The sequence below is a fragment of the Mesorhizobium sp. M0910 genome (assembly GCF_040319465.1).
GTDB lineage: Bacteria > Pseudomonadota > Alphaproteobacteria > Rhizobiales > Rhizobiaceae > Mesorhizobium.
In genome coordinates this window covers 1-21,645 of sequence record NZ_JAMYNZ010000002.1, presented here as the reverse complement: position 1 = coordinate 21,645, position 21,645 = coordinate 1, and the positions used below count along the sequence as shown (strand labels likewise).

The 21,645-nt window shown below is 62.7% G+C and carries 22 protein-coding genes; 13 read left to right on the top strand and 9 right to left on the bottom strand.

All coding sequences use genetic code 11. From position 1 onward, the window contains the following. Positions 1 to 117: 117 nt before the first annotated feature. Positions 118 to 654: a TetR/AcrR family transcriptional regulator gene (locus tag NKH78_RS03900; RefSeq protein ID WP_352509081.1), complete on the bottom strand. Its 537-nt coding sequence runs from the start codon at positions 652 to 654 to the stop codon at positions 118 to 120. A gap of 150 nt (positions 655 to 804) precedes the next feature. Here NKH78_RS03900 and NKH78_RS03895 point away from each other — a divergent pair, with 150 nt between their 5' ends. Together NKH78_RS03895 and NKH78_RS03890 are read left to right on the top strand one after the other, a co-directional pair. After that, positions 805 to 2,082 carry an efflux RND transporter periplasmic adaptor subunit gene (locus tag NKH78_RS03895; RefSeq protein ID WP_502899778.1) on the top strand — a complete coding sequence of 426 codons (1,278 nt, stop codon included), beginning with the start codon at positions 805 to 807 and terminating at the stop codon, positions 2,080 to 2,082. Next, positions 2,079 to 5,162 carry an efflux RND transporter permease subunit gene (locus tag NKH78_RS03890; protein ID WP_352740827.1) on the top strand — a complete coding sequence of 1,028 codons (3,084 nt, stop codon included), beginning with the start codon at positions 2,079 to 2,081 and terminating at the stop codon, positions 5,160 to 5,162. The genes NKH78_RS03895 and NKH78_RS03890 overlap by 4 nt, the downstream gene beginning before the upstream one ends. A 90-nt stretch (positions 5,163 to 5,252) precedes the next feature. On the opposite strand, the gene NKH78_RS03885 is transcribed toward NKH78_RS03890, so the two are convergent. Further along, positions 5,253 to 5,717, bottom strand: coding sequence for a L,D-transpeptidase (locus NKH78_RS03885; RefSeq protein ID WP_254817760.1), 465 nt, complete (start codon positions 5,715 to 5,717; stop codon positions 5,253 to 5,255). A gap of 600 nt (positions 5,718 to 6,317) precedes the next feature. Here NKH78_RS03885 and NKH78_RS03880 point away from each other — a divergent pair. Next, the gene (locus NKH78_RS03880) at positions 6,318 to 6,485 is read left to right on the top strand and encodes a hypothetical protein (protein WP_254817759.1); all 168 of its coding nucleotides are present in this window, start codon (positions 6,318 to 6,320) and stop codon (positions 6,483 to 6,485) included. A 75-nt stretch (positions 6,486 to 6,560) separates the two neighbouring features. Here the strand turns inward: NKH78_RS03880 and NKH78_RS03875 are convergent, their stop codons facing one another. Further along, complete coding sequence (locus NKH78_RS03875) at positions 6,561 to 7,247, bottom strand: response regulator transcription factor (protein WP_292663715.1); 687 nt, start codon at positions 7,245 to 7,247, stop codon at positions 6,561 to 6,563. Between the two features lie 46 nt (positions 7,248 to 7,293). Here NKH78_RS03875 and NKH78_RS03870 point away from each other — a divergent pair, with 46 nt between their 5' ends. Further along, complete coding sequence (locus tag NKH78_RS03870) at positions 7,294 to 8,073, top strand: response regulator (RefSeq protein WP_254817757.1); 780 nt, start codon at positions 7,294 to 7,296, stop codon at positions 8,071 to 8,073. A 38-nt stretch (positions 8,074 to 8,111) separates the two neighbouring features. Then, positions 8,112 to 10,199 carry a PAS domain S-box protein gene (locus NKH78_RS03865; RefSeq protein ID WP_254817756.1) on the top strand — a complete coding sequence of 696 codons (2,088 nt, stop codon included), beginning with the start codon at positions 8,112 to 8,114 and terminating at the stop codon, positions 10,197 to 10,199. Between the two features lie 88 nt (positions 10,200 to 10,287). Here the strand turns inward: NKH78_RS03865 and NKH78_RS03860 are convergent, their stop codons facing one another. Further along, on the bottom strand, positions 10,288 to 10,692 hold the full coding sequence (locus NKH78_RS03860) for a hypothetical protein (RefSeq protein WP_352740825.1): 405 nt from the start codon (positions 10,690 to 10,692) through the stop codon (positions 10,288 to 10,290). A 411-nt stretch (positions 10,693 to 11,103) separates the two neighbouring features. On the opposite strand from NKH78_RS03860, the gene NKH78_RS03855 reads away from it, so the two are divergent. After that, entirely contained in the window at positions 11,104 to 12,306 is a 1,203-nt protein-coding gene (locus NKH78_RS03855; protein ID WP_352740823.1) for an aromatic ring-hydroxylating oxygenase subunit alpha, read from the top strand. A gap of 11 nt (positions 12,307 to 12,317) precedes the next feature. Here the strand turns inward: NKH78_RS03855 and NKH78_RS03850 are convergent, their stop codons facing one another. The 3 genes from NKH78_RS03850 to NKH78_RS03840 form a co-directional block, all read right to left on the bottom strand. Further along, on the bottom strand, positions 12,318 to 13,085 hold the full coding sequence (locus NKH78_RS03850; RefSeq protein ID WP_352740837.1) for a DUF429 domain-containing protein: 768 nt from the start codon (positions 13,083 to 13,085) through the stop codon (positions 12,318 to 12,320). 92 nt (positions 13,086 to 13,177) lie between these two features. Further along, positions 13,178 to 14,062 (bottom strand): pyridoxal kinase PdxY, encoded by an 885-nt coding sequence (pdxY, locus tag NKH78_RS03845; protein WP_352740821.1) that lies wholly within the window; start codon positions 14,060 to 14,062, stop codon positions 13,178 to 13,180. 8 nt (positions 14,063 to 14,070) lie between these two features. Then, entirely contained in the window at positions 14,071 to 14,322 is a 252-nt protein-coding gene (locus NKH78_RS03840) for a hypothetical protein (protein ID WP_254818056.1), read from the bottom strand. A gap of 163 nt (positions 14,323 to 14,485) precedes the next feature. Between NKH78_RS03840 and NKH78_RS03835 the strand changes: the two genes are divergently transcribed. From NKH78_RS03835 to ppa, 6 genes are all read left to right on the top strand, one after another. Continuing rightward, positions 14,486 to 15,130 carry a LemA family protein gene (locus NKH78_RS03835; protein WP_352740819.1) on the top strand — a complete coding sequence of 215 codons (645 nt, stop codon included), beginning with the start codon at positions 14,486 to 14,488 and terminating at the stop codon, positions 15,128 to 15,130. An 85-nt stretch (positions 15,131 to 15,215) separates the two neighbouring features. Further along, on the top strand, positions 15,216 to 16,025 hold the full coding sequence (locus tag NKH78_RS03830; protein ID WP_352740817.1) for a TPM domain-containing protein: 810 nt from the start codon (positions 15,216 to 15,218) through the stop codon (positions 16,023 to 16,025). A gap of 4 nt (positions 16,026 to 16,029) precedes the next feature. Next, positions 16,030 to 16,920 (top strand): TPM domain-containing protein, encoded by an 891-nt coding sequence (locus tag NKH78_RS03825; RefSeq protein WP_502899777.1) that lies wholly within the window; start codon positions 16,030 to 16,032, stop codon positions 16,918 to 16,920. Between the two features lie 10 nt (positions 16,921 to 16,930). After that, positions 16,931 to 17,569 carry a TPM domain-containing protein gene (locus NKH78_RS03820; protein WP_352740815.1) on the top strand — a complete coding sequence of 213 codons (639 nt, stop codon included), beginning with the start codon at positions 16,931 to 16,933 and terminating at the stop codon, positions 17,567 to 17,569. Positions 17,570 to 17,686: 117 nt separating this feature from the next. Then, positions 17,687 to 18,193, top strand: a complete 507-nt coding sequence (locus NKH78_RS03815) for a GNAT family N-acetyltransferase (RefSeq protein ID WP_254817749.1) — start codon at positions 17,687 to 17,689, stop codon at positions 18,191 to 18,193. Positions 18,194 to 18,309: 116 nt separating this feature from the next. After that, positions 18,310 to 18,840: an inorganic diphosphatase gene (gene ppa / locus NKH78_RS03810; protein ID WP_023721304.1), complete on the top strand. Its 531-nt coding sequence runs from the start codon at positions 18,310 to 18,312 to the stop codon at positions 18,838 to 18,840. A gap of 17 nt (positions 18,841 to 18,857) precedes the next feature. On the opposite strand, the gene NKH78_RS03805 is transcribed toward ppa, so the two are convergent. Both NKH78_RS03805 and NKH78_RS03800 read right to left on the bottom strand, forming a co-directional pair. Continuing rightward, positions 18,858 to 19,448, bottom strand: a complete 591-nt coding sequence (locus tag NKH78_RS03805; RefSeq protein ID WP_352509070.1) for a hypothetical protein — start codon at positions 19,446 to 19,448, stop codon at positions 18,858 to 18,860. 97 nt (positions 19,449 to 19,545) lie between these two features. After that, positions 19,546 to 20,151 carry a TetR/AcrR family transcriptional regulator gene (locus tag NKH78_RS03800; protein ID WP_352509069.1) on the bottom strand — a complete coding sequence of 202 codons (606 nt, stop codon included), beginning with the start codon at positions 20,149 to 20,151 and terminating at the stop codon, positions 19,546 to 19,548. Between the two features lie 82 nt (positions 20,152 to 20,233). Between NKH78_RS03800 and NKH78_RS03795 the strand changes: the two genes are divergently transcribed. After that, the gene (locus NKH78_RS03795; RefSeq protein WP_352882017.1) at positions 20,234 to 21,517 is read left to right on the top strand and encodes an MFS transporter; all 1,284 of its coding nucleotides are present in this window, start codon (positions 20,234 to 20,236) and stop codon (positions 21,515 to 21,517) included. Positions 21,518 to 21,645 lie beyond the last annotated feature (128 nt).

Below are 21,645 nucleotides of genomic sequence, written 5' to 3'. Positions count from 1 at the left end.
GAAAGCGTGGAGCGTAGGTCCAAAGCGTGGAGCTCACTCTGCCCCAAGTGGACGGCACCTCGCTCCAGCCACATCCCGACAGTCGAGGCAACTGAACCCGGCCGGCGTATTCCTAGACTATTCCGCGATCTCCAGCAGGGTCGATATCAGCAGCCGGCGCTCGTCGGCGGAAAGAATATCCGAACCGAACAGATTCATGCTGCGAAGTCCCTCGATGGCGAGATAGCAGACCAGCAGCGCCTTGAGGTTCGGCGTCTCCGCCTTCAGCCGTTCGAACACCTGCCGCCTGAACGATTTTATCGGCGTCAGGAAGTCGGGATCCTCGGCGATTGCCGAAAATATCCAGGATGCCGATGGCTTCGACTCCTCGGCATGCTCGGCCGAGAGCCTGATATAGGCGGCGAGCGGGCTCTCGCCGCTGCCGCTGTTCTTGCGGGCGGCCTCCAGCGCCTGTTGGAATGCGCTGAGATAATCCTCCACCAGCGCCTGCATCAATTTCGCCTTGGTCGGGAAATTGTAGAGAAGACCACCCTTCGACACGCCGGCACGGCTGGCAACAGCGTCCAGCGACAGGCTGCCAGGACCCGTCTCGCGCGCCACCGCGGCGGCGGCAGCGAGAATTTTTTCGCGCGAATTTGCTCTGCGGACCTTCATCAATCGTTCCCCATTCATTAGCTTAGGCGGAATTGACAAGACCGTCCAGACGGTACAGTAAGATCGCCGTCATTTGAAATTGGGACCAGTCACAGGTATGTGTTCCGGTCGTCCGACCGTTATGCTGGGCCATGGCCGAGGGGACTGTTCGTGATCAAGCGCTTCATCATCGCCTTCATTCTGCTCGTGCTGGTGTGCGGCGGCATCGTCGGCTTCAACCTGTTTCGCGACAATGCGATCAAACAGTTCTTCGCCACCATGAAGCCGCCGGCCACGACCGTGTCGACAGTCATTGTCAAACCGATGTCCTGGACCCCCGGCATCGAGGCGATCGGCACTGTCAGTGCCGTACGCGGCGTCGACCTGACGGTCGAAACTGCTGGCATCGTCAAGGACATCCTGTTCCATGCCAATCAGAAGGTCGCCGCCAACGCCGTCCTGCTGCAGCTTGACGATGCCGTCGAGCGAGCCGACCTCGTCGCGTCGAAGGCGCAAGCCACCTCCGACCAGACGACGCTGATGCGCGCTCTCGAGCTGCAGAAGCGCGGGGTCGGCACCGATGCTACGCTCGACACGGCGCAGGCAGCAGCATCGGTCTCCGCCGCGCAGGTAAACAAGCTGCAAGCGGTGCTCGACCAAAAGCAGTTGACCGCCCCCTTCAAGGGTACTGTCGGTATTCCGAAAATCGACCTTGGCCAGTATCTCACACCCGGCACCGCCGTAGTGACCTTGCAGGACATGGATACGATGCGTGTCGATTTCACCGTGCCGGAGCAGCAGCTTCCGCAGCTGAAGATCGGACAGAGGGTGCGGTTGGGCGTCGGCGGCGGCGACATGCCGTTCACCGGCAGCATTCGCGGCATCGATCCGAAGATCGACCCGACCAGCCGGCTGGTGACGGTAAGGGCGGAGGTCGGCAATCCCGAAGGCAAGCTGACGCCGGGCCAGTTCGTCCAGGTGCGCGTCGAACTGCCCGAGGAGAACGACGTGCTGGCGCTGCCGCAGACGGCGCTGACCTCCAGCCTGTACGGCGACTTCGTCTTCGTGGTGCGCCCGGCCAAATCCGCCGAAGCCAACGGCGCGGCTCTCGAGGCAAAGCCGGAAGAAAAGCCGGCTGCAGATGCTGCCAAGCCGGCGGCCGAAGCATCCGTGGCAAAACCCGACGAAAAGCCGGCTGCTACCCCAGCCAAACCGGCAGCGGAAGCCAAGCCGGCAGCGGAAGAACAGAAACCGCAGCTCGTGCTCGCTCAGGTGTTCGTCAAGCCAGGCCGCCACAACGCCGGCCTGGTCGAGATCCTGGAAGGCATCCAGCCCGGCGACGAAGTCGTTACGGCCGGCCAGAACCGGCTCTCCAACGGCATGTCCGTTGCCGTCGACAACACGATCGATCCGAGCAAGCCGGCGAACCAGCAGGCAGCCCAGCAATGAGCTTTTCCGACCTCTTCATCCGCCGCCCGGTTCTCTCGACCGTGCTTGCCTGCATGATCCTGCTTCTGGGTTTTCAGGGCATCTTCAACCTTTCGATTCGGCAGTATCCAGAGGTTGAAGAAACGGCCATCACCATCACCACGGCCTATCCCGGTGCCAGCGCCGACCTGATCCAGGGGTTCATTTCCGCGCCGATCGCGCGTGCCGTCGCTTCGACCGAAAACATCGATTATGTCACGTCGTCGAGCCGGCCGTCCTCCAGCACCGTGACGGTGCAGATGAAGCTCGGCTCCGACCCCGACGTCGCGCTGAACGAAGTCTTGTCGAAGGTTCAGAGTGTTCGCGGCGATCTGCCGGACGAAACCAAAGACCCGGTGATCGTCAAGGGCACCGGCCAGCAGTTCGCGATGATGTACATATCGATGCAGAATCCGAACATGACACCGGAACAGCTCACCGAATATATCGAGCGTGTCGTGCGGCCGCGTATCTCGACGGTCGAAGGTGTCGCCGACGTGCAGATTTTCGGCGCCGCCGAATATTCGATGCGTGTCTGGATCGACCCGATCAAACTGGCGGCGCGCGGCGTGACGGCGGCGGAAGTGCTGACCGCCATCAACGAATCGAATTTCCTCTCGGCGCCCGGCGATACCGAAAACGAATATGTGGCTTCCTCGATCACGGTTCGCTCGACCCTGCAGACGCCGGAGGCTTTCGCTGCCCTTCCGCTCCGCTCGAAAGACGGCAATGTGGTGAGGCTGCGCGACGTGGCCCGCGTCGAGCTCGCCGCGGCGAGCACCGACACCAGGGTCACGTTCAACGGCAAGCCCGGCATCTTTCTCGCCATCTTTCCGACGCCGGCCGCCAATCCACTGACCACCGCGGCGGCGATCCACAAGATTGTGCCGACGATCCAGGAGACGCTGCCGCTCGGCATGACGATCGAGATCGTCTACGACTCGACCGAGCAGATCAGCGCGTCGATCGAGGAGGTGTTCAAGACCATCGGCGAGGCGGTCGCCATCGTCATCGTCGTCATCCTGCTCTTCCTCGGCTCGTTCCGCTCGGTGCTGATGCCGATCGTGACCATTCCGCTGTCGCTGATCGGCGTCTGTTTCCTGCTGTTTTCTTTGGGTTATTCGATCAACCTTTTATCGTTGCTGGCCATGGTGCTGGCGATCGGACTGGTTGTTGACGATGCCATCGTGGTGGTGGAAAACATCCACCGCCACATGGAGGAAGACGGCTTGTCGCCGATGCAGGCGGCCTTCAACGGCATGCGGGAGATCTCGTCCGCCGTCGTCGCCATGACGATAACGCTGGCCGCGGTGTTCGCGCCGCTGGCCTTCACCGGCGGCCTGACAGGCGCACTGTTTCGCGAATTCGCGGTGACGCTTGCCGGCTCGGTGGTGCTTTCGGGTGTCGTCGCCCTAACCGTCACGCCGATGATGTCGGCACGCATCCTGAGGGCCGGGTCGCACAGCCGCTTCCAGCGCATTGTCGACAACACGTTCGGGCGCGTCGAACACGTCTACGAGCGGCTGGTCAGCGGCTCGCTGAAATATCGCCCGGTGACGCTGATGATCGTCATCGCACTGGTCGCCACGACCGGCTTCATGTTCACAAAGACCGCGAGCGAACTGGCGCCGGAAGAAGACCAGGGCTTCTTGCTGTCTATTGTGAACGCGCCGCGTTACGCGACGTCGGACTACACCGAGACCTATGTGAACCAGATTCTCGGGCTGGTGAATGATATCCCCGAAACCAGGGCACGGTTCTCCGCCGTCGCGTTCCAAGGCCCGACCAACAGCGCTTTCGTCGGCTTTGCGTTCAAGGACTGGGCCGAGCGCGCGCGCAGCTCGAAGGAACTTCAGGAAGACATCACTGCCCGCCTTGCCAAGGTGGCAGGCGTCGAGGCTTTCGTCTTCGCACCACCGACGCTGCCCGGCTCCGGCGGCGGCCTGCCAATCACGATGGTGGTGCGCTCGACCGGGGAGGCCTCCCAGGTGTACGAGGCCGCCGAGAATATCAAGAACAAGGCGCAGGCCTCCGGTCGCTTCCTCGCCGTGCAGAATTCCATGTCCTACGATGCGCCGCAAGTGACAGTGACGATCGACCGCGACCGCGCCGCGGCACTCAACCTGCCGATCGCCGAAATCGGCCGGACGCTGACCCTCTTGGTCGGTGGCGCCGAGGTGGCGCAATTCGACCGCGAATCCAACAGCTACGACATCATCCCGCAGGTGCCGCAGCAATTCCGCGACAATCCCGAAAAACTTGGGGAGTATTTCGTGCGCAGCGTCTCGGGTGAGATGGTGCCGCTCTCTGCGGTGGTGAAGATCTCGACCAACGCGTCGCCGGCGGCGATCGAGCAATTCAACCAGTTGAATTCCGCAACGATTTCCGCCTTGCCGCTGCCTGGCGTCACCACCGGCGACGGTTTGAAAGCTATCGAGGATATCGCCAAGGAGAGCCTGCCGGACACTTTCTTCATCGACTATACCGGTCAATCGCGGCAGGAGAAGGAACAGGGCTACACGATCATCATCGCCTTCGCGGCGGCAGTGCTCGTCATCTACCTGGTGCTGGCGGCGCAGTTCGAAAGCTTCCGCGATCCGTTGATCATCATGATGGCGGTGCCACTCTCGATCTTCGGCGCGATCGTGCCGCTTAATATCGGGCTCGGCACGCTCAATATCTACACCCAGGTTGGCCTCATCACGCTGATCGGCCTCATCACCAAGCACGGCATCCTCCTGGTCGAGTTCGCCAACCAGCACCGTGAAATGCACGGCATGCGGCGGCGCGATGCGATCATCGCGTCGGCCAGGGTGCGGCTGCGGCCGATCCTGATGACGACGGCGGCGATGGCGCTCGGCGTGGTGCCGCTGATCATCTCCAGCGGCGCGGGTGCCGCGGCACGCTATTCGATGGGCTTGGTGATCTTCACCGGCATCCTGGTCGGAACCATGTTCACGCTGTTTGTGGTGCCGATGTTCTACACCTTTATCGCCAGCAAGGACCTGCCGCATCACGCTGAAAAGCCGGATCCGAAGCTGATGCCGGTGATGCCGGATTAGATTGTACTAACCCAGATTAGATTGTACTAACATTGTACAATAAAAAGGCCGGATTTCCGACCTTTTTGAGCGACACAAGAGCAGCATCGCTCACTTGACGATGACGATGCTGGTGTTGGCCGGGCCGAAGACCTCGACGAGCTGGTAGAAATCGGCGGCGTTGTCCGGATGCAGACGCACGCAGCCATGCGAGGCCGGCTGGCCGAGGCGCTTGATGGCGCTTGTCGCATGTACGGCGTAGCCGCCGTTGAAGAACACCGAATGCGGCATCGGGGCGTTGTCGTATTTCTTCGAATACCAAATTTCATGCATGCGGGTCGGCTTGAACGAACCGGTCGGTGTGACGTGCGTCCTGTCGCCCGTCGAAACCTTCCAGGCGAATGTCGGCCGGCCGTCGACCAGAATTTCCATGGTCTGCTGAGATAGCGACACACGCGCGACGATCTTGTTGGCGGCGGCGTGGGCTGCGCCGTTGCCGGCACTGACAAGCAAGGCAGTACCGGTGATGACGGCGGCGGCGATGTTGATGAGCTTGGCGGAAATGGCAGTGTACATGATGTCTCCCCTATTCTGCCGGTCGGGACCGGCCCAATTGATGACCGGCTTATCGGGGCGTCATGTTTCAAGCCGATTTCGCAAGATGCTCGTTTGTGTTTCGATTCTGTTTCCCCTGGTTAACAGAAAAGGTCCGTGCAAAGCAGCTTGCAGTTGCATGACGTCGTCATGACGGGTGGCGTGTTTGCCTAGGCGGATCGGCCAAACCGCGGCGCCAATACGCGATTGCCTTTCGTTTGATGGGAATTCACCTGACTCCGAAACCGAGCTGCAACAAAGCGCAGCGTCGGCGGCATGATCCGGATACAGCGAACAGGCAAAGTTGACCTAACGAAAACAGCGGGCAACGAACGATCGGAAGCCAACACTGTTTTCGCTACGGCCTGGATTGATCTGGACACTTTCCAGCCTGCGCGTCGACCGGCTCAAGCCCCTCTGGCGGGGGCGGCTTAGGGCCGTTGAGGATGCGCGGCGCCTCCGGCAACTTGCAGCCGAGAGGACCGAAGGCCCGCGCCGCAACGGGGGGCTCCGCTGGCGGCGCGGGCGCTTCGGGGGTTCCCCTGAAGTGCCCGTAAATTCCAATTTTGAGGAACGAACAGGATGAAAACGAAATTCGCCGCTTCCGTGCTTTCCGCCCTGCTTTACGTCCAGGGCCTGCTCGGCATTGCCGGCCTCGCCACCGTGCTGCTGAAGGAACGTGCCCATGCCGGCGAGGTCAGTACGACCGGTGACATGCCGTCCGGCCCGTCGCTTCTCGTGGTGCGCTGAAGAGCATCGGACCCTAAAGTGGAAACCGGTTTTGGGAAAACCCGATGCTCAAGACAAAGGGTGGCTGTCCTGCCTTCAATCGGCGAATTGCGTCGGCGGATCGAACCGGTAACCGGCACCCCGTATGGTGGTGATGGTTTCGGTATCGAGCTTGCGGCGCAGCCGCACGATGCGCGAATCGATCGACCGATCGAACGCTTCGGCATTTTCGGCGGGCGCGGCGGCGATGATGTCGTCCCGCGTCAGCACCTTGCGCGGGCTGGCCAGGAACAGCCTGAGCAGCGCCACCTGCCCGGGGGACAGCTGTTCTTCGGTTCCCGAGCGGTGCATGACAATGGCCGATCGGAGATCGACGGTCGCGTTCTCCAGCACGATCAGTTCCCCGGCGCTCCTGCCGCGCCGAGCCAGAAGGCCGCCGACGCGAGCCGCAAGCTCCCTGACATTGAGCGGGCTTTCGACGACGTCGGCGGCGCCGAGTTCGAGCGCCAGAACCTTGTCGACCAGATCGGCCGGGCGGCAGATCAGGATGAAATCCGGGCCACCTTCGCCGCCATGTCGCCTGAGCAGGTCTCGCCCCTCCGCCTGGCTGACGCTGTCGCCGACAACCACGACATCGATACCCTTTTCCGAAAGCAGCGATTCGGCTTCCCACGGCTGTCGCGCCGCACGGACGTCATGACCGCGCCGCTCGAGATGATCGGCGAGATCGGTGGCAATTACTTCAGCGACGGAAACAAGCGCGATAACGGATCGTGCAGCCATGTTTTTCTACCCCGCATACGGCAACCCAAGAAGAGTGCTGGACATCATGTTTATACCCAATCTACTTTCCACTGAAAGCGGGAGCGAAAGCATCGTGCGTGCACGAATTGTCATTGTCGAGGACGAGCCCGACCTGAGGGACGCGGTCGCCGAGTATCTGGGCGCCAGCGGCTATGATGTGGCCACGGCCGAAAGTGCGGCGGCGGCGCGCGACCTCTTGGAAGTGCAGTCCTTCCATCTGGCCATTCTCGACATCGCCATGCCGGGCGAGGACGGCCTGTCGCTCGGGCGCTGGATGCGGTCGAAAATGCCGATCGGCATCATCTATGCGACGGCCGCCGGCACTGCGCTCGACCGCATCGTCGGACTGGAGCTCGGCGCTGACGACTACATCGTAAAGCCTTACGAATTGCGCGAAGTGCTGGCCAGGGTGCGCAGCGTGCTGCGTCGCGTTCCGGAGCCGACCGAGCCACAAAAGGCCAAGGCTGAAACATCCGGCGGCCGCCGGTCCGTGAGCTTCGGACCCTTTCACGCCGATCTCGACGGCAGGCTCGTCACCGGCGCCAACGGCGCGGTCATTGACATGGCCAAGAGCGAGTTCGACGTGCTGGAGGTGTTCCTGACGCGCGCCAACCGGCTGTTGACGCGGGCGGCGATCTCCGAGGCGATCGGTTTCGTCGAGGATCCGGAATCGTCCCGCGCCGTCGACATCCGCATCATGCGGCTGAGAAAGAAGATCGAGGCGGATCCGGCCAATCCGAAATTCCTGCGCACGGTGCGCGGCGAAGGCTATATCTTCTCGCTGCCAGTGGGCGAAAATAACTAAGGCTTGAGGAAGCCGCGGCCAGGAAATGACGGCTGATCATGACGGCTGAAACAACACGCGTGGACGTGCAGGGCGCCAGGCAGGGCGCGGCGATGGTGGCCGTGCATGTGGTTCGCCGGCTGCGCGAAGCCGGTGACTGGCAGCGCGAGATGGAGGGTATCCTCCAAACGCTTTGCGAAGCCATGGATTGTCACCGCGGCATCCTGTTTCGCCTGCGCGAACTGCCTGGCCAGGGCTTCGCCCAGTCGGTCGCCGCTTATTGGATCGCCCCCCGGTTTGGCGGCGAGCTGGCGTCACCGACCGTCATCATGCAGTCGGTCGTCGATTCGGACCCATTGCTGGAACGGCTGGCGGAGGACGAGCGTCAAGGCAAGATTTTCGCCGGGCACACACGCGATCTCGAAGGCTTTCTGCGGACCGATTTCGAAAAGCAGAACATCAAGTCGTTCCTGTCGGTGTCGGTCTTTTCGCACGGCAATTTGTGGGGCACGCTGGCGGTCAACGACTGCATCCACGAACGCGAATGGACCGACCAGGAAGAGGCGGCGCTGCACATGGTGGCACTCGCCATCGGCGATGCCATCGAACGGTCGCCCTCCGACGCGCATGCCAGCGACGTCATTCGCCGCACCATGCTGCAGGCCTCGCTCGACGCTATCATCGTCATCGACGAGACCGGCTCGATCATCGAATTCAATCCGGCCGCCGAGAAGATGTTCGGCTATCGGCGCAGCGATATCCTCGGCAAGGACCTGCTCGATACGGTCGTGCCGGAATATTACCGCAAGGGCTATGCGTCAGGCGCCGAATACATGTCGGGCCGCGGCGCGCCGATGGTCGGCCAACGGCTTGAAACGGTCACCCAGAATGCCGCCGGCGAGGTTTTCCCGATCGAGCTGACGGCAACCGAGATGCGGGTCGCCGATCGCCAGCTGATCTTCGGCTCCATCCGCGACCTGCGCGACAAGTTGCGGGCTGAGGAGGAAATCAACCGCCAGCGCGAAAAACTGCACCAGAACGAGAAGATGGCGGCAATGGGGTCGCTGCTCGCCGGCGTTTCGCACGAGCTCAACAATCCGCTGGCCGTGGTTGTCGCCCAGTCGACGCTGCTGCACGAATTCGCCGCCGATCCGCAGACCAAGGTGCGCGCCGAAAAGGTGCGCGCCGCTGCCGAGCGCTGCGGCCGTATCGTCAAGAGCTTCCTGTCGATGGTCCGCCTGCACCCGGCTGCACAGGCAGAAACCGACCTCAACCAGGTGATCCGCGCCGCACTCGAAGTGACCGCCTATGGCGCACGGTCGAGCGGCATCATCATCGACACCGATTTCGCCAGCGGCCCACTGCTGGCCATGGCAGATGCCGACCACGTGACGCAGGTAGCCGCCAACTTCCTCATCAACAGCCAGCATGCCTTGGCCGGCGTTGCCGGCGACCGCCGGATCAAGGTCCGGACGTTTCGCAGCGACCGCGGCAATCCCGGATTCTCGGTCGAGGACAACGGACCAGGCGTGCCGGAAGCGATACGTTCACGCATATTCGAATCCTATTTCACCACCAAGCCGGTCGGTGTCGGTACCGGCATCGGTCTGTCAATCTCGAAATCGATCATCGAGCGGCACAATGGCAATATCTGGTTCGAGGAGGTTTCGCCGAGAGGTGTGCGTTTTGTCGTGCAGCTGCCGGCGATCGCGGCCGGCGCGGCCGCCGCCGGCGAAGCTCCGTCGCGGTCGAGCGGCTTGCGTCACGCGCTGATCATAGACGATGAGCCGGATGTCGCCGCGTCGCTGTCCGACATTCTGGAGTTGATGGGTATCAAGTCGCGGATCGTGCCGGCCTGGGTCTCGGCCGCCGCGACGCTGAGTGGCCATGTCCCGCCGGACATCGTGTTTTCCGATTTGCGCATGCCCGGCACCAGCGGCATAGCCGCCTATCGCGAGCTACTCGGCGAATTGCCGGGTCTGGCGCGGCGCTTCGTGCTTGTCACCGGCGATCTGATCGGCGCGAAAGGCGAGATCGAGGCGCTGCCGGCGCCGCAACGGCCGCCAATCCTCGAAAAACCGTTCAGCACGCTGGATGTGCGCGGCGTGCTCTCGGCCATTGCCGAGCAGGCCGCTCTGGGCGGCTAGACTCCGCCATCTCTCCCGGAAGAAAAAGGCTCCCGGCCGACATTGCGGCGGGAGCCTGACTGGAGTGCTGGAGGGCGCTCGCAAAAAATCAAAAAACGTTCGGCGTATCGGCCAGCCGGGCGGCGTTGGCGATCATGCGGACCGGCCGTGTCTTGCCCGACTGGGCGGCGATGACGCGCAGGCAGTCCAGGCTCTCGGCGCCCCAGGCCTGCCCCTTGCAGGCGAAATCGATCTCCGAAATCGGGAGGCGCGCCGTCTTGGTGGTGGTCGTCGCGCCATCGATGAGGTTGGCCGGCGGGTTCAGTGAGGCGAAGGCCGGACCGACGGTCGGCGTCAACGCCATGCCGGCAAATGCGGCGGACGCCAGCAGCATGAACATCGCCATTGGATGATCACTGGCGCGCTGGCGCAGCGCCAGCTTCGGGCGCCGGTCGTTACGTTGGGGACCCTGCTGGCGAAGGTCGGTATTGGTGACCTGGATTTTCGTACGCATCGTCGTTTCCTTCGGTCTTCTTCTTTTCTCCGTTGAAACGAACCTAATCGCACCTTGTAACCGGCCAACGATGATGGATTAACGATTGTGTAACCGGCATGAAACCAAGCCCGCAGCCATTCCTGGGCAACCGATCAGGCGTAGCTGCAGCGCAGGTGGCATTCTCGTTTCCGCTACCCACGGCACCAGATTCACGTCGCCTTTCCAGGCCCCAGGAGCGTCGGGCGCTCAACAAGCGTGAGGGGATTAACGTCCGGAATTCCCGGGATTTTCCCGGCTTCGATCATTCGGACTCGGCTCTCAAATCCCGCTCGATTTCCCGCTAAGAATTCTCCCCATTTTTGCAAGCCATTGCATTTCAACGGAAAATATGCTTTTATTGAACGATCATTCAATAAATAAAGAGCCTTTATGAACCCGCATCTGCGTGACGTGGCAATTCCCAACGATTGGGATCGGCGGGGGCTGCCGGGCTGGAGCTATCATTCCGACGCCTTGCTCGAACTCGAGAAAGAGCACGTCTTCCGCAATCATTGGCAGATCGCCGGCCATGTCTGCGACGTGCCGAACGCCGGCGACTATCTGACGATGGATGTTGTCGGCGAGCGGGCGCTGATCGTGCGCGGCAAGGATGGCGTTGTACGCGCCTTCAACAATATGTGCCGCCACCGCGGCAGTCGCGTCGTCGCCGACAGTCAGGGCACTTGCAAGAACGCGCTGGTCTGCCCTTTCCATGGCTGGGTCTACAATCTCGACGGCACGCTGCGCGGTGCTGCCCGCCCGCGTTCCTTCCCCGACCTCGACAAGAGCGAATTCGGCTTGATGCCGCTCGAGCTCGAAATCTGGATGGGCTTCATCTTCATCCGCTTCCGCAAGGGTGGGCCGCAGCCATCCGTGGCCGAGCTGTTGAAGCCGATCGAAGCCGAGATTGCTCATTATGGCGTCGTCGAGATGGTGCCGTCCCGGGGCATCTGGACCCAAAATACGCCGGTCAACTGGAAGTCGGTGCGCGACGTCGACAATGAAGGCTACCACGTCGCCATGGCACATCCGGCGCTGCAGGATCTTTACGGTGCGACCTATTTCGACGAGCCGTTCGTCAACGGCGTGTCGCGCTCGTTCGCCACTTACAATCCGCATGCCGGACGGCGCTGGAGCGTCGCGCAATATATCAAGCTCGCACCCGAGGCGAAGCACCTGCCGGAGCACCTGCGCAAGGCCTGGATCTACTACGGCATCTTCCCGAACAACGTGCTGTCGATCATGCCGGAATCGGTGCAGTTCTATCAGGAATTCCCGCTGTCGACGGGTGAGACGCTGCTGCGCGGCGGCATCTACCGCTATCGCGACGAGACCAGGCAACAGGCGGCTGCGCGCTACCTATCCCACCGCATCGATCGCGACACGCTGGCCGAGGACGTGCAGCTTTCGATATGGTCCAACGAATCCATGCTGTCCGAAGCCTTCGGAGGTTTTTACCTCTCCGATCTCGAATATGGCGTGCGCACCCACCACGACCATTTGCGTAAGCAAATTCCCGTGCTCGGATTGGAGACCGCGCCCGAGGAGAAGGATATGTGGGCACTCAACGAGGCGCTCAAATCACGCTCCTGACGCCTTGGTCCTCAGGCCCAAATGGCGACCGGAATACCGAAACGATCGGCGAGCGGCGGATCCGGAAACGGCATTGCCTCGCCTCTGACGATGCGTCCGGCAACCACCATCATCGCCGCGGCATCGAGGAAATCGTCGGCGGCCGCGCCGCGCGGCGGCGTCTGGTCGAGAAAATCCTCGCTATGACCATGCTGGGCAAGCAGCGCCTGGCGTTCGGCCATGCCGGCTGGATTGATGTTGCCCCTGATCTTCTTGGGCAGGCGCATAGCGCGGTCGCCGTTCAGTTTGCAGAAGGCAACTTCCGGATGCGATTCGAAGACGCGGCTGCGCAGTTCGGGCCGCGCGATCAGCAGCGAATCGATCTCGCGGATCTTGGCGAAGATGCCGAAGGCCTGGATCGAGACGCCGCGCGGCGGATCTGATGTCGTCCTGGCCACCTCGCTTGCCTTGCGATGTGCGGCGTACCAGGCATCGACCGTGGTGAAAGCTTCGATCTCGGCGTAGAGCGCGGCGCGGGAGGGAATGGCAAAGACACTGGACTGCCGGGCCCCGAGCAGCGGCCGCACCAGCGCCTCCGGGCCGCGACCGCCTCTTTGCGAGAAATCGGGCAGGCCGATCGGCATGTCGACCGCCACGATCGCATTGACGGGCAGTCGGTCGAGCAACGCCGCGAAGCTTGGGAAAACGGCTGTAGACGGTGCCGCACCGGGATCGCGGCGGACGGCTATCCAGCCAGCCTTGCAACCGTCGACGCCGACAAGCACAACGTCCTCGGGCACAACGCTCTCAGGCACGACATCGTCGGGCACCACATGGCCGGGCGCAACATGCTCGGGCGCAACATCCTGCGGCACGGCGTTTTCGGCCTGCGTCACGCCCGGCGGTCCCGTTCCGGATGCAGGAGATGGCGAAGCTGCACCATCGCCATTGGGTGCGACAGGCTCTGGGCATCGGTCTCGAGCTGCAACTCGTCGCCGCCGCGCTTAGCGGTGCGCGCCAGGATCTCGTAGACCGCCGCAGTGGTCGATTGCAGAGCCTTGGCGGCCGGCTGGCCGGACAGGATCCGCGCCAGGTAAACGGCAGCCGTCAGGTCGCCGAGCCCATTCGGCGGCTTGTCGATGAGCCGGTGTTCGGCGAGCAGCGCCTCCCTGCCTGTGAGCAGCAAATTGCCGGTGCCGCCGGCCATCGTCGCCGGCGCCGATGTGACCAGCATGGCCGGTGGGCCGGCCTGCAGGGCCGCAGCCATTGTCGATTTCAGGTCTGGCAGCGGCGCTCCGGCCATCCATTCCAGCTCGTAGCGGTTGGGCGTGGCGATATCGGCGATCGGCATCAGGCGGTCGCGCATGGCGATGGCGGTCGGCTCAGGTACGTAGAGGCCGCCCGAATCGCCCATCACCGGGTCGCAGATATAGAGGGCTTCCGGTGTCTTCGCCTTGACCGCGCCGACGAGCGAAGCAACGGCGTCGGCCTGGCCAGCCTCGCCGAGATAGCCGGACAGCACGGCGCCGACCTCGCCCAGCCACGGCGCGCGCTCGAGGTCGGTCATCAGCGCCTTGAACTGGTCCAGCGGCGGCACGATGCGGGTGGCCCGGCCATGGCCCGGATGCCAGGGCAAAATGACGGTCGGCACCGCCCAAACCGGAAAGCCGAGCGTCTCCAGCGCAAAGACGGCGGCACGGTTGCCGACCGAGCCACGTGCGACATGGCTGGAGACGACGATGACCGCGCGCGGCGCGTCGGTTTTCTCGGCACTCATTGATTTTCCTAACTGCCCCTGGTGACGAAAAGCACGAGCCAGATCAACAGGCCGATGGCAATAAGCAAGCCCGCTGCCCGACCGATGCGGGTGCCCCAATATTCGATCGGATCCGACCGGTCGGCATCGGCCGCGGTGACGCGGTCGCGCGCACCTCTGGCTGTTCGCGCGAGGAACGAGGTGCCGCCCGGGTCGGTCTCGCGCGCCACCCGTTCGATGATGCGGCGCGATTCCGCGTCGCTGTCGTGGCGTTTCGCCATGGTGACGTCCCGTTTTATGCCGAGCTTAACCCGTTCGCCTCGTCTGTCACAGGGCCCGACGGCGAATGGTAGAAAACCAGTAACACTTCTCGGCCGAAGTCATTTTCTTACGCAAGGATTGTGCTAATGCTTCGCCTGCCAATGCTATCGAGGGGACCTTATCATGCTTGCCCAGCGCCTTTCTTCACCGCCAATCTTCCGTAATATAGCTGCGTTCCTGGTCATGGCCGTCATGCTGCCGCTGCTTGCGGGCTGCGGCTACAACACCATCCCGACAGCTGAGGAAAACGCGAAGGCAGCGTGGAGCGAGGTGTTGAATCAATACCAGCGCCGCGCCGATCTCATCCCCAATCTTGTCAATACGGTCAAGGGATACGCCGCGCACGAGAAGGATACGCTCGACGCCGTGGTCGAAGCGCGCGCCAAGGCGACGCAGGTGACCGTGACGCCGGAAACGCTGAACAATCCGGAAGCCTTCAAGAAATTCCAGGACAGTCAGGCCGGCTTGACCAGCGCGCTGTCGCGCCTGCTGGCGGTGGTGGAGAACTACCCCGATCTCAAGGCCAACCAGAACTTTCTGGCGCTGCAAGCACAACTCGAAGGCACCGAGAACCGCATCACGGTCGCCCGCCGCGACTATATCCAGGCAGTGAGAGAGTACAATCTGACGCTGAGGACCTTCCCGTCGGTGATCTGGGCGACCTTGTGGTTTCGCGGCAACCAGCCGTTTGCGAATTTCACCATCGAGGAGGATAAGATGCAGCCGCCGAAGGTCGATTTCGGCACCAACACCACGCAAGGCGGGTGAACGGCGCCTGTTGAGCCTGGGCCTGTTGGCCTTGTATTCCTTCGCGCCCCCCTCTGTCCTGCCGGACATCTCCCCACAGAGAGGGGTGGGAAGAAACGCCGCCCTGATTTTTCTTGGCTTCGTTCTAACCTTTCTCCTGCTCCCTCTCATCGTTCTCGCCGCCGAATTGCCGGCGCTGACCGGACGGGTCGTCGACAATGCCGGCATCATCGATGCCGCGACCGAGGCGGCGCTGACGCAGAAGCTTGCCGATTTCGAGACCAAAGGTTCGGACCAGATCGTCGTCGCGACCATCCCCAGCCTCGACGGCGAGGAAATCGAGCCTTACGCCAACCGGCTGTTCCGCGCCTGGAAACTGGGGCAGGCGAAGGAGAACAACGGCGTCCTGCTTCTGGTGGCGCCGAACGACCGCAAGATGCGCATCGAGGTCGGCTATGGGCTGGAAGGCACGCTGACCGACCTGCACACCAAGCTGATCATCGAAAACGACATGGTGCCGGCCTTCCGGGCCGGCGATTTCTCTGGCGGCATCAGCAAGGCCGTCGATGACATGATCATGGTGCTGGAAGGCAATCCCGAAGAGCTGGAAGCGCGCGGCAAGCGCAACCAGCAGGCGCCGTTCAACAGCGACGATCTGTTCTTCACGATCTTCATAGCCATCTGGGCAATCATCTTTTTCGGCGGCCTCGCAGCCTCCATCCTGCCGCCGATCTTCGGCAAGAAGATCGGTCCGGGCCGCTATCGCTGGTTGGGCATGACCTTCGAGCCAAACCGGCGGTCGTCCGGCGGCTGGTCGGGAGGTTCCGGCGGGGGATGGTCGTCGGGTTCAAGCGGTGGCGGGTTTTCCGGCGGCGGCGGTTCGTCCGGTGGCGGCGGCTCCTCGGGAAGTTGGTGACGAGATGACAAGACACGCCATCAGCCCGGTGGAATTCAGCCGTTTCATCAAAACGATCGGCACCGCGCTTATGGCCATGGCGGTGCTGCTGGTCGGCTTCGCGGCTATTGCCGCCGAATTGCCGGCGCTGACCGGACGGGTCGTCGACAATGCCGGCATCATCGATGCCGCAACCGAGGCGGCGCTGACGCAGAAGCTTGCCGATTTCGAGACCAAGGGTTCGGACCAGATCGTCGTCGCGACCATCCCCAGCCTCGACGGTGAGGAGATCGAGCCTTACGCCAACCGGCTGTTCCGCGCCTGGAAACTGGGCCAGGCGAAGGAGAACAACGGCGTCCTGCTTCTGGTGGCGCCGAACGACCGCAAGATGCGCATCGAGGTCGGCTATGGGCTGGAAGGCACGCTGACCGACCTGCACACCAAGCTGATCATCGAAAACGACATGGTGCCGGCCTTCCGTGCCGGCGATTTCTCTGGTGGCATCAGCAAGGCCGTCGATGACATGATCATGGTGCTGGAAGGCAATCCCGAAGAGCTGGAAGCCCGCGGCAAGCGCAATCCGGCGAATGACAATCCTGTCGATCCCATCTTCGTGCTGTTCATCGTCCTGTGGGCGACGATGTTCTTCGGCGGCTTGGCAATGGCATTCCTGCCGCCGATCTTCGGCACGAAGCTGTCGCCGGGCGTGTACAAGTGGCTGGGGATGACGTTCCGCTACGGCCGTGGGCCAGCTTCGTCATCCTCCGGTGGCGCTGGCTGGACGTCGGGGACCTCGTCCGGCAGTGGCTGGTCGTCTGGAAGTTCCGGCAGCGGTTGGTCGTCCGGAAGTTCGGGCGGTGGGTTTTCAGGTGGCGGCGGTTCGTCCGGCGGCGGCGGTTCTTCAGGAAGCTGGTGAGACATCAATCATGGCAACACGACCGATCAGCCCCGAAGATCATGAGCGGATCGCCGATGCGATCCGCGCTGCCGAAGCAAAGACCGACGGCGAGATCTACTGCGTCGTGGCGCATGCCAGCGACGGCTATTTCTTCCCGGCCGCTTTCATGGCGATGCTCGGCATGCTCGTCGTCAGCCTCGCCGTCGGTTACGGGCTGGAAGCCTGGTGGCTGTCGATCCGCTTGCCGCATTTCGTCATCGCCGAGCTTCTGGCGCTTGCCAGTGAGCTCATCCTGTTGTGGGCATTGCCCGCATTGCGCATCCATTTGGTGCCGAGGCGTCTGCGCTACCAAGCCGCCCACGCCAATGCGATGAAGCAGTTCCTCGCCCGCAACGTCCACCGCACCACGGCGCGCACGGGCGTGCTGGTGTTCGTCTCGATCGCCGAGCGCTATGCCGAGGTGGTCGCCGACAGCGGCATCGATTCTCGTGTCGGCCAGCATGTCTGGGACGGTGTCGTCCGCGACCTTACGGCGCATGCCGGCGACGATCGGCTTGCCGACGGGTTCGTCAAGGCGATCGAAGCGGTCGGTGCGGTACTGGCCGAGCATTTTCCGGTCTCGACCGGCGACAGCAACGAACTGGACGACCATCTGGTCGAGATTTGATCTCGCTAAAAGCGGTTTTCCAGCGTCTCAAGGACGCACTGTTCGGCTGTGTGAAAGCATCGCGGCGGCCGACCGGACTCTTGCAATCGGGCGCGGCGGGTTTATGGTTAACCAATCATGAATACGCTGAGCATCGACATCAGGAAAGCCGAACCACGCGATGCAGCCGCCATTGCCGACGTGCATCTCGAGGCCTGGCGCGGCGCCTATTCGGGCATCATCCCGCACCGTACACTGACATCGATGATCAACCGCCGCGGTGCCGATTGGTGGGCAAATGCCATTCGCCGCGCCGCCACCGTCCTGGTCGTCGAAATCGGCGGCAAAATTGCCGGCTACGCGACGATCGGCAAGAACCGAGCACGTGAGCTCAGGCAGCAGGGCGAGATCTACGAGCTTTACCTGCGGCCCGAATATCAAGGCATCGGGCTCGGCAGCCGGCTGTTCGCAGCCGCACGGGCACGGCTGGCCGACCATGGCCTGAAAGGCATGGTGGTTTGGGCGCTGGAAGACAATCAGAACGCACTTGCCTTCTATGCCGGCGCCGGCGGCCGCGATGTGGCCGAGGGCGTCGAGATCTTCGAGCAGAAGGCGCTGAAGAAGGTCGCTTTCGTCTGGGAATGACGGCCAGCGCATGATCCGGCCGGTTTCGGTTCGGACGATCCCCCCAGTACCATTCGCCGCATTGCACCATTCGCCATCGGCCGCTATCGATCTTCAATCGAGAGAGGGATAAAGCGATGCGGATCGAAGCGATTGCCAGCGGAAAGAACCCGCCCGAGGACGTCAACGTCATTATCGAGGTGCCGATCGGCGGCGAGCCGATCAAATACGAGATGGACAAAGAGGCCGGCACGCTGTTCGTCGACCGCTTCCTTCACACTTCGATGCGCTATCCCGGCAATTACGGTTTCGTACCACACACGCTATCGGGCGACGGCGACCCGATCGACGTGCTGGTCTGCAACACGCGCGCGCTGGTGCCAGGCTGCGTCATCAATGTGCGGCCGATCGGCGTGCTGGTGATGGAGGACAATGCCGGCCAGGACGAGAAGGTCATCGCGGTGCCTTCGCCCAAGCTGACCTTACGCTACGAGGACGTCCACGAATACACGCAATTGCCTGACATTACCCGCCAGCAAGTGCAGCATTTCTTCGAGCACTACAAGGATCTCGAACCCGGCAAATGGGTTAAGATCGAAGGCTGGTACGATGCGGCCTATGCCAAGAAGATGATCGTCGAGGCAATCGAGCGGGCCAAGCGCAAATAATTATCGGGCGCAAATAATCAGTTGTCGACGCGGCCGAAAGCGGGCGCGTCGCCGATCACTACGCGCTTGTCCTTGCCGCAGGCGAAGGTGCGTGCCTTCTCGTCGGCAAGCTTGCGCGCCTGATCGTTGGCGGCGGGATTGCCGGTGGCGAGCACAAGGCCGATCGTGCAGCCTTCGTGGGCGTCAGGCTGGGCAACCTTGGCGACGATCAACACTTCCGTCGACTTGTTCTCGCCCTCGGTATCGCTGATCGAGCGACGATGAATGACGGCGAACGGAATGGTAGTTTTGCCGTTGGTTTCGATCCGCCACTCGACTTTAGGTCCAGCCGAGTTGAGGCCGGAAAAGCTTTCCCAGACCGTGGTCATATCGCCGGGTGGAAAGCCGTAGAACAGCGATTCCCGCGCGTCGTCGTAGGAAACCATCACCGGGTAGCCGCCATAACCCGAACAGGCGAGGTCGGCCCAGTCGCCGTCGCCTTCCTCCGCCTGGGCATAAGTCACGCAGTCCTTCTCCCAGACGAGATCGGTATAGACGCTGGATATGTCGCCAGCCCGGGCGGCGTTGCAGAAGCCGGCGAAGGCAAGCGGGATCAAAAGAGCGCGCATGGCGGACAACTCCGTTCGGGCTGCCGCAGCGTACCGTCAAATCTAGCAGCAGCCTAGACGAACTCAGGCTGCTCACAGTGATCTGGTAAACGGAACGCTATTTCTTCAAGCTTGCCTCGATCAGAAGGTCGGCGTTGCGGGCGACCGACTGCGCCGGCCCGCCGACACCGAACAGCTGGCCGCTGATATAGGCGCCCTCGATCAGGAGCAGCAGCCCGTCGCCTAGCGTGTCGGCGTCGCCGGCGCCCATCTCTGCCGCCATGGCACGCAGGCGCCGGCGCAATTCCCGCTTGTTGGCTTCGCTCACGACGCGGGCTGGATGGCCATGTTCGGGATATTCGACCGCGGCATTGGTCATGCCGCAGCCGCGATAATCGGGCCTTTGCGTACGCTTGCCGACACGCGTCAGGAAGGCGAGGATCTGCGCGCGCGGATCGCCGGGATGGGCATTCACCGCCTCGTCGAAGCGCTCCCAAAATTCGAGGTCATAGTGCCGGAGATAGGATGCGGCCAACTCATCCTTGGACGGAAAGCTGCGGTAGAGGCTCGGCTTGGTGACGCCGGCACGCCGCACGATCTCGTCGACGCCGATCGCCCTGATGCCTTGCCGGTAAAACAGGTCGCGCGCCACCTGGAGAATCCGTTCGGCGGCGCGAGGCGGCGGTGCGTCATTCGCCTTGATCGTTGGTTCAATGCTTTTCATGTCTGGTGTACCGATTAGCTGGTTGACAATGTTACCGGTCGGTACGTATGTTTCGCGCTCCTGCAACGTACCGGTCAGTAACATGATAGCTCAATCCCGCCCGTTTGGCCAGCGCTACGCTTTCGTCGTGGTCGCCGTCATCTTCCTTTGCCTGCTGATCGCAGCGGGCCTGCGTTCGGCGCCGGCAGTCATGATGCTGCCGGTGGAGAACAGTTTCGGCTGGCGGCGCGACGTCGTCTCACTGGCCGCTGCCACTGGCATCTTCCTCTATGGCCTGACCGGGCCGTTTGCCGCGGCGCTGATGGAGCGGATCGGGCTGCGCCGCACCTTGCTTGCCGCGCTGCTTTTGATGTCGGGATCGACCGCGCTCAGCCTGTTGATGACCAAGCCGTGGCATCTGCTCCTCACCTGGGGCGTGTTTTCCGGCGTCAGCTCGGGCGCCGTCGCCACCGTGCTCGGCGCAACCATCGTCAACCGCTGGTTCAAGACCAATCGCGGCCTGGTGATGGGACTGATGTCGGCGTCCAGCGCCACCGGGCTGCTGGTCTTCCTGCCGTTGCTCGCCTCGCTCGCCCAGTCAGGCGGCTGGAAGCCGGTCGCCATCGCCATTGCCGTGGCCACCGCCTGCCTGGTGCCGCTGGTCTATATGCTGGTGCCGGAGCGCCCGGCCTCGATCGGCATGGTCCGCTATGGCGCCGATGCCAACGACGTGCCGCCGGCGCCGCCGGCCGCGCAAGGCAATTTCCTTTCGCATACGCTGAGCACGCTGCGCCGCGCCGCCGGTACACGTGTGTTCTGGTACCTGTTCGCCACTTTCTTCGTCTGCGGCTTCACCACCAACGGGCTGGTCGGCACGCACCTGATCGCCTTTTGCGGCGACATGGGCATAGGCGAAGTGCAAGCTGCCGGCCTGCTGTCGATGATGGGCATTTTCGACCTGATCGGCACGACGCTATCGGGCTGGCTCACCGACCGTTTCGATCCGCGCAAGCTGCTCGGCGTCTATTACGGCATCCGCGGCCTGTCGTTGATCTATCTGCCCTATTCCGGCTTTTCGGCAACCAGCCTGATCATCTTCGCCGTGTTTTACGGACTGGACTGGATCGCCACGGTGCCGCCGACGCTGAGGCTTTCCAACGAGGCGTTCGGCGACCGCAGCGGACCGATCGTCTTCGGTTGGATCGTCGCCGGCCATCAGGTTGGCGCCGCGACAGCGGCCTTCTTCGGCGGCACCATGCGCGAGCTGCAAGGCAATTACGAGCTTGCCTTCCTGATCGCCGGTATGACGGCAATAGCCGCCGCCTGCATCTCGCTGCTGATCAACACCAGCCGCCCGGCCTTCGAGCCGGAACCGCAGGCGGCTTGAGTTGCAACGGCTGAGCGCTAATCTTCCCCCTGTTTGGACCGGGGACATCGCGAACAGGTGTGCGAGGACATCGCGAACAGTTTGGCGCGCTTTGCGCTGGGGGGTTCGGGATGCCATTCGAGGACACG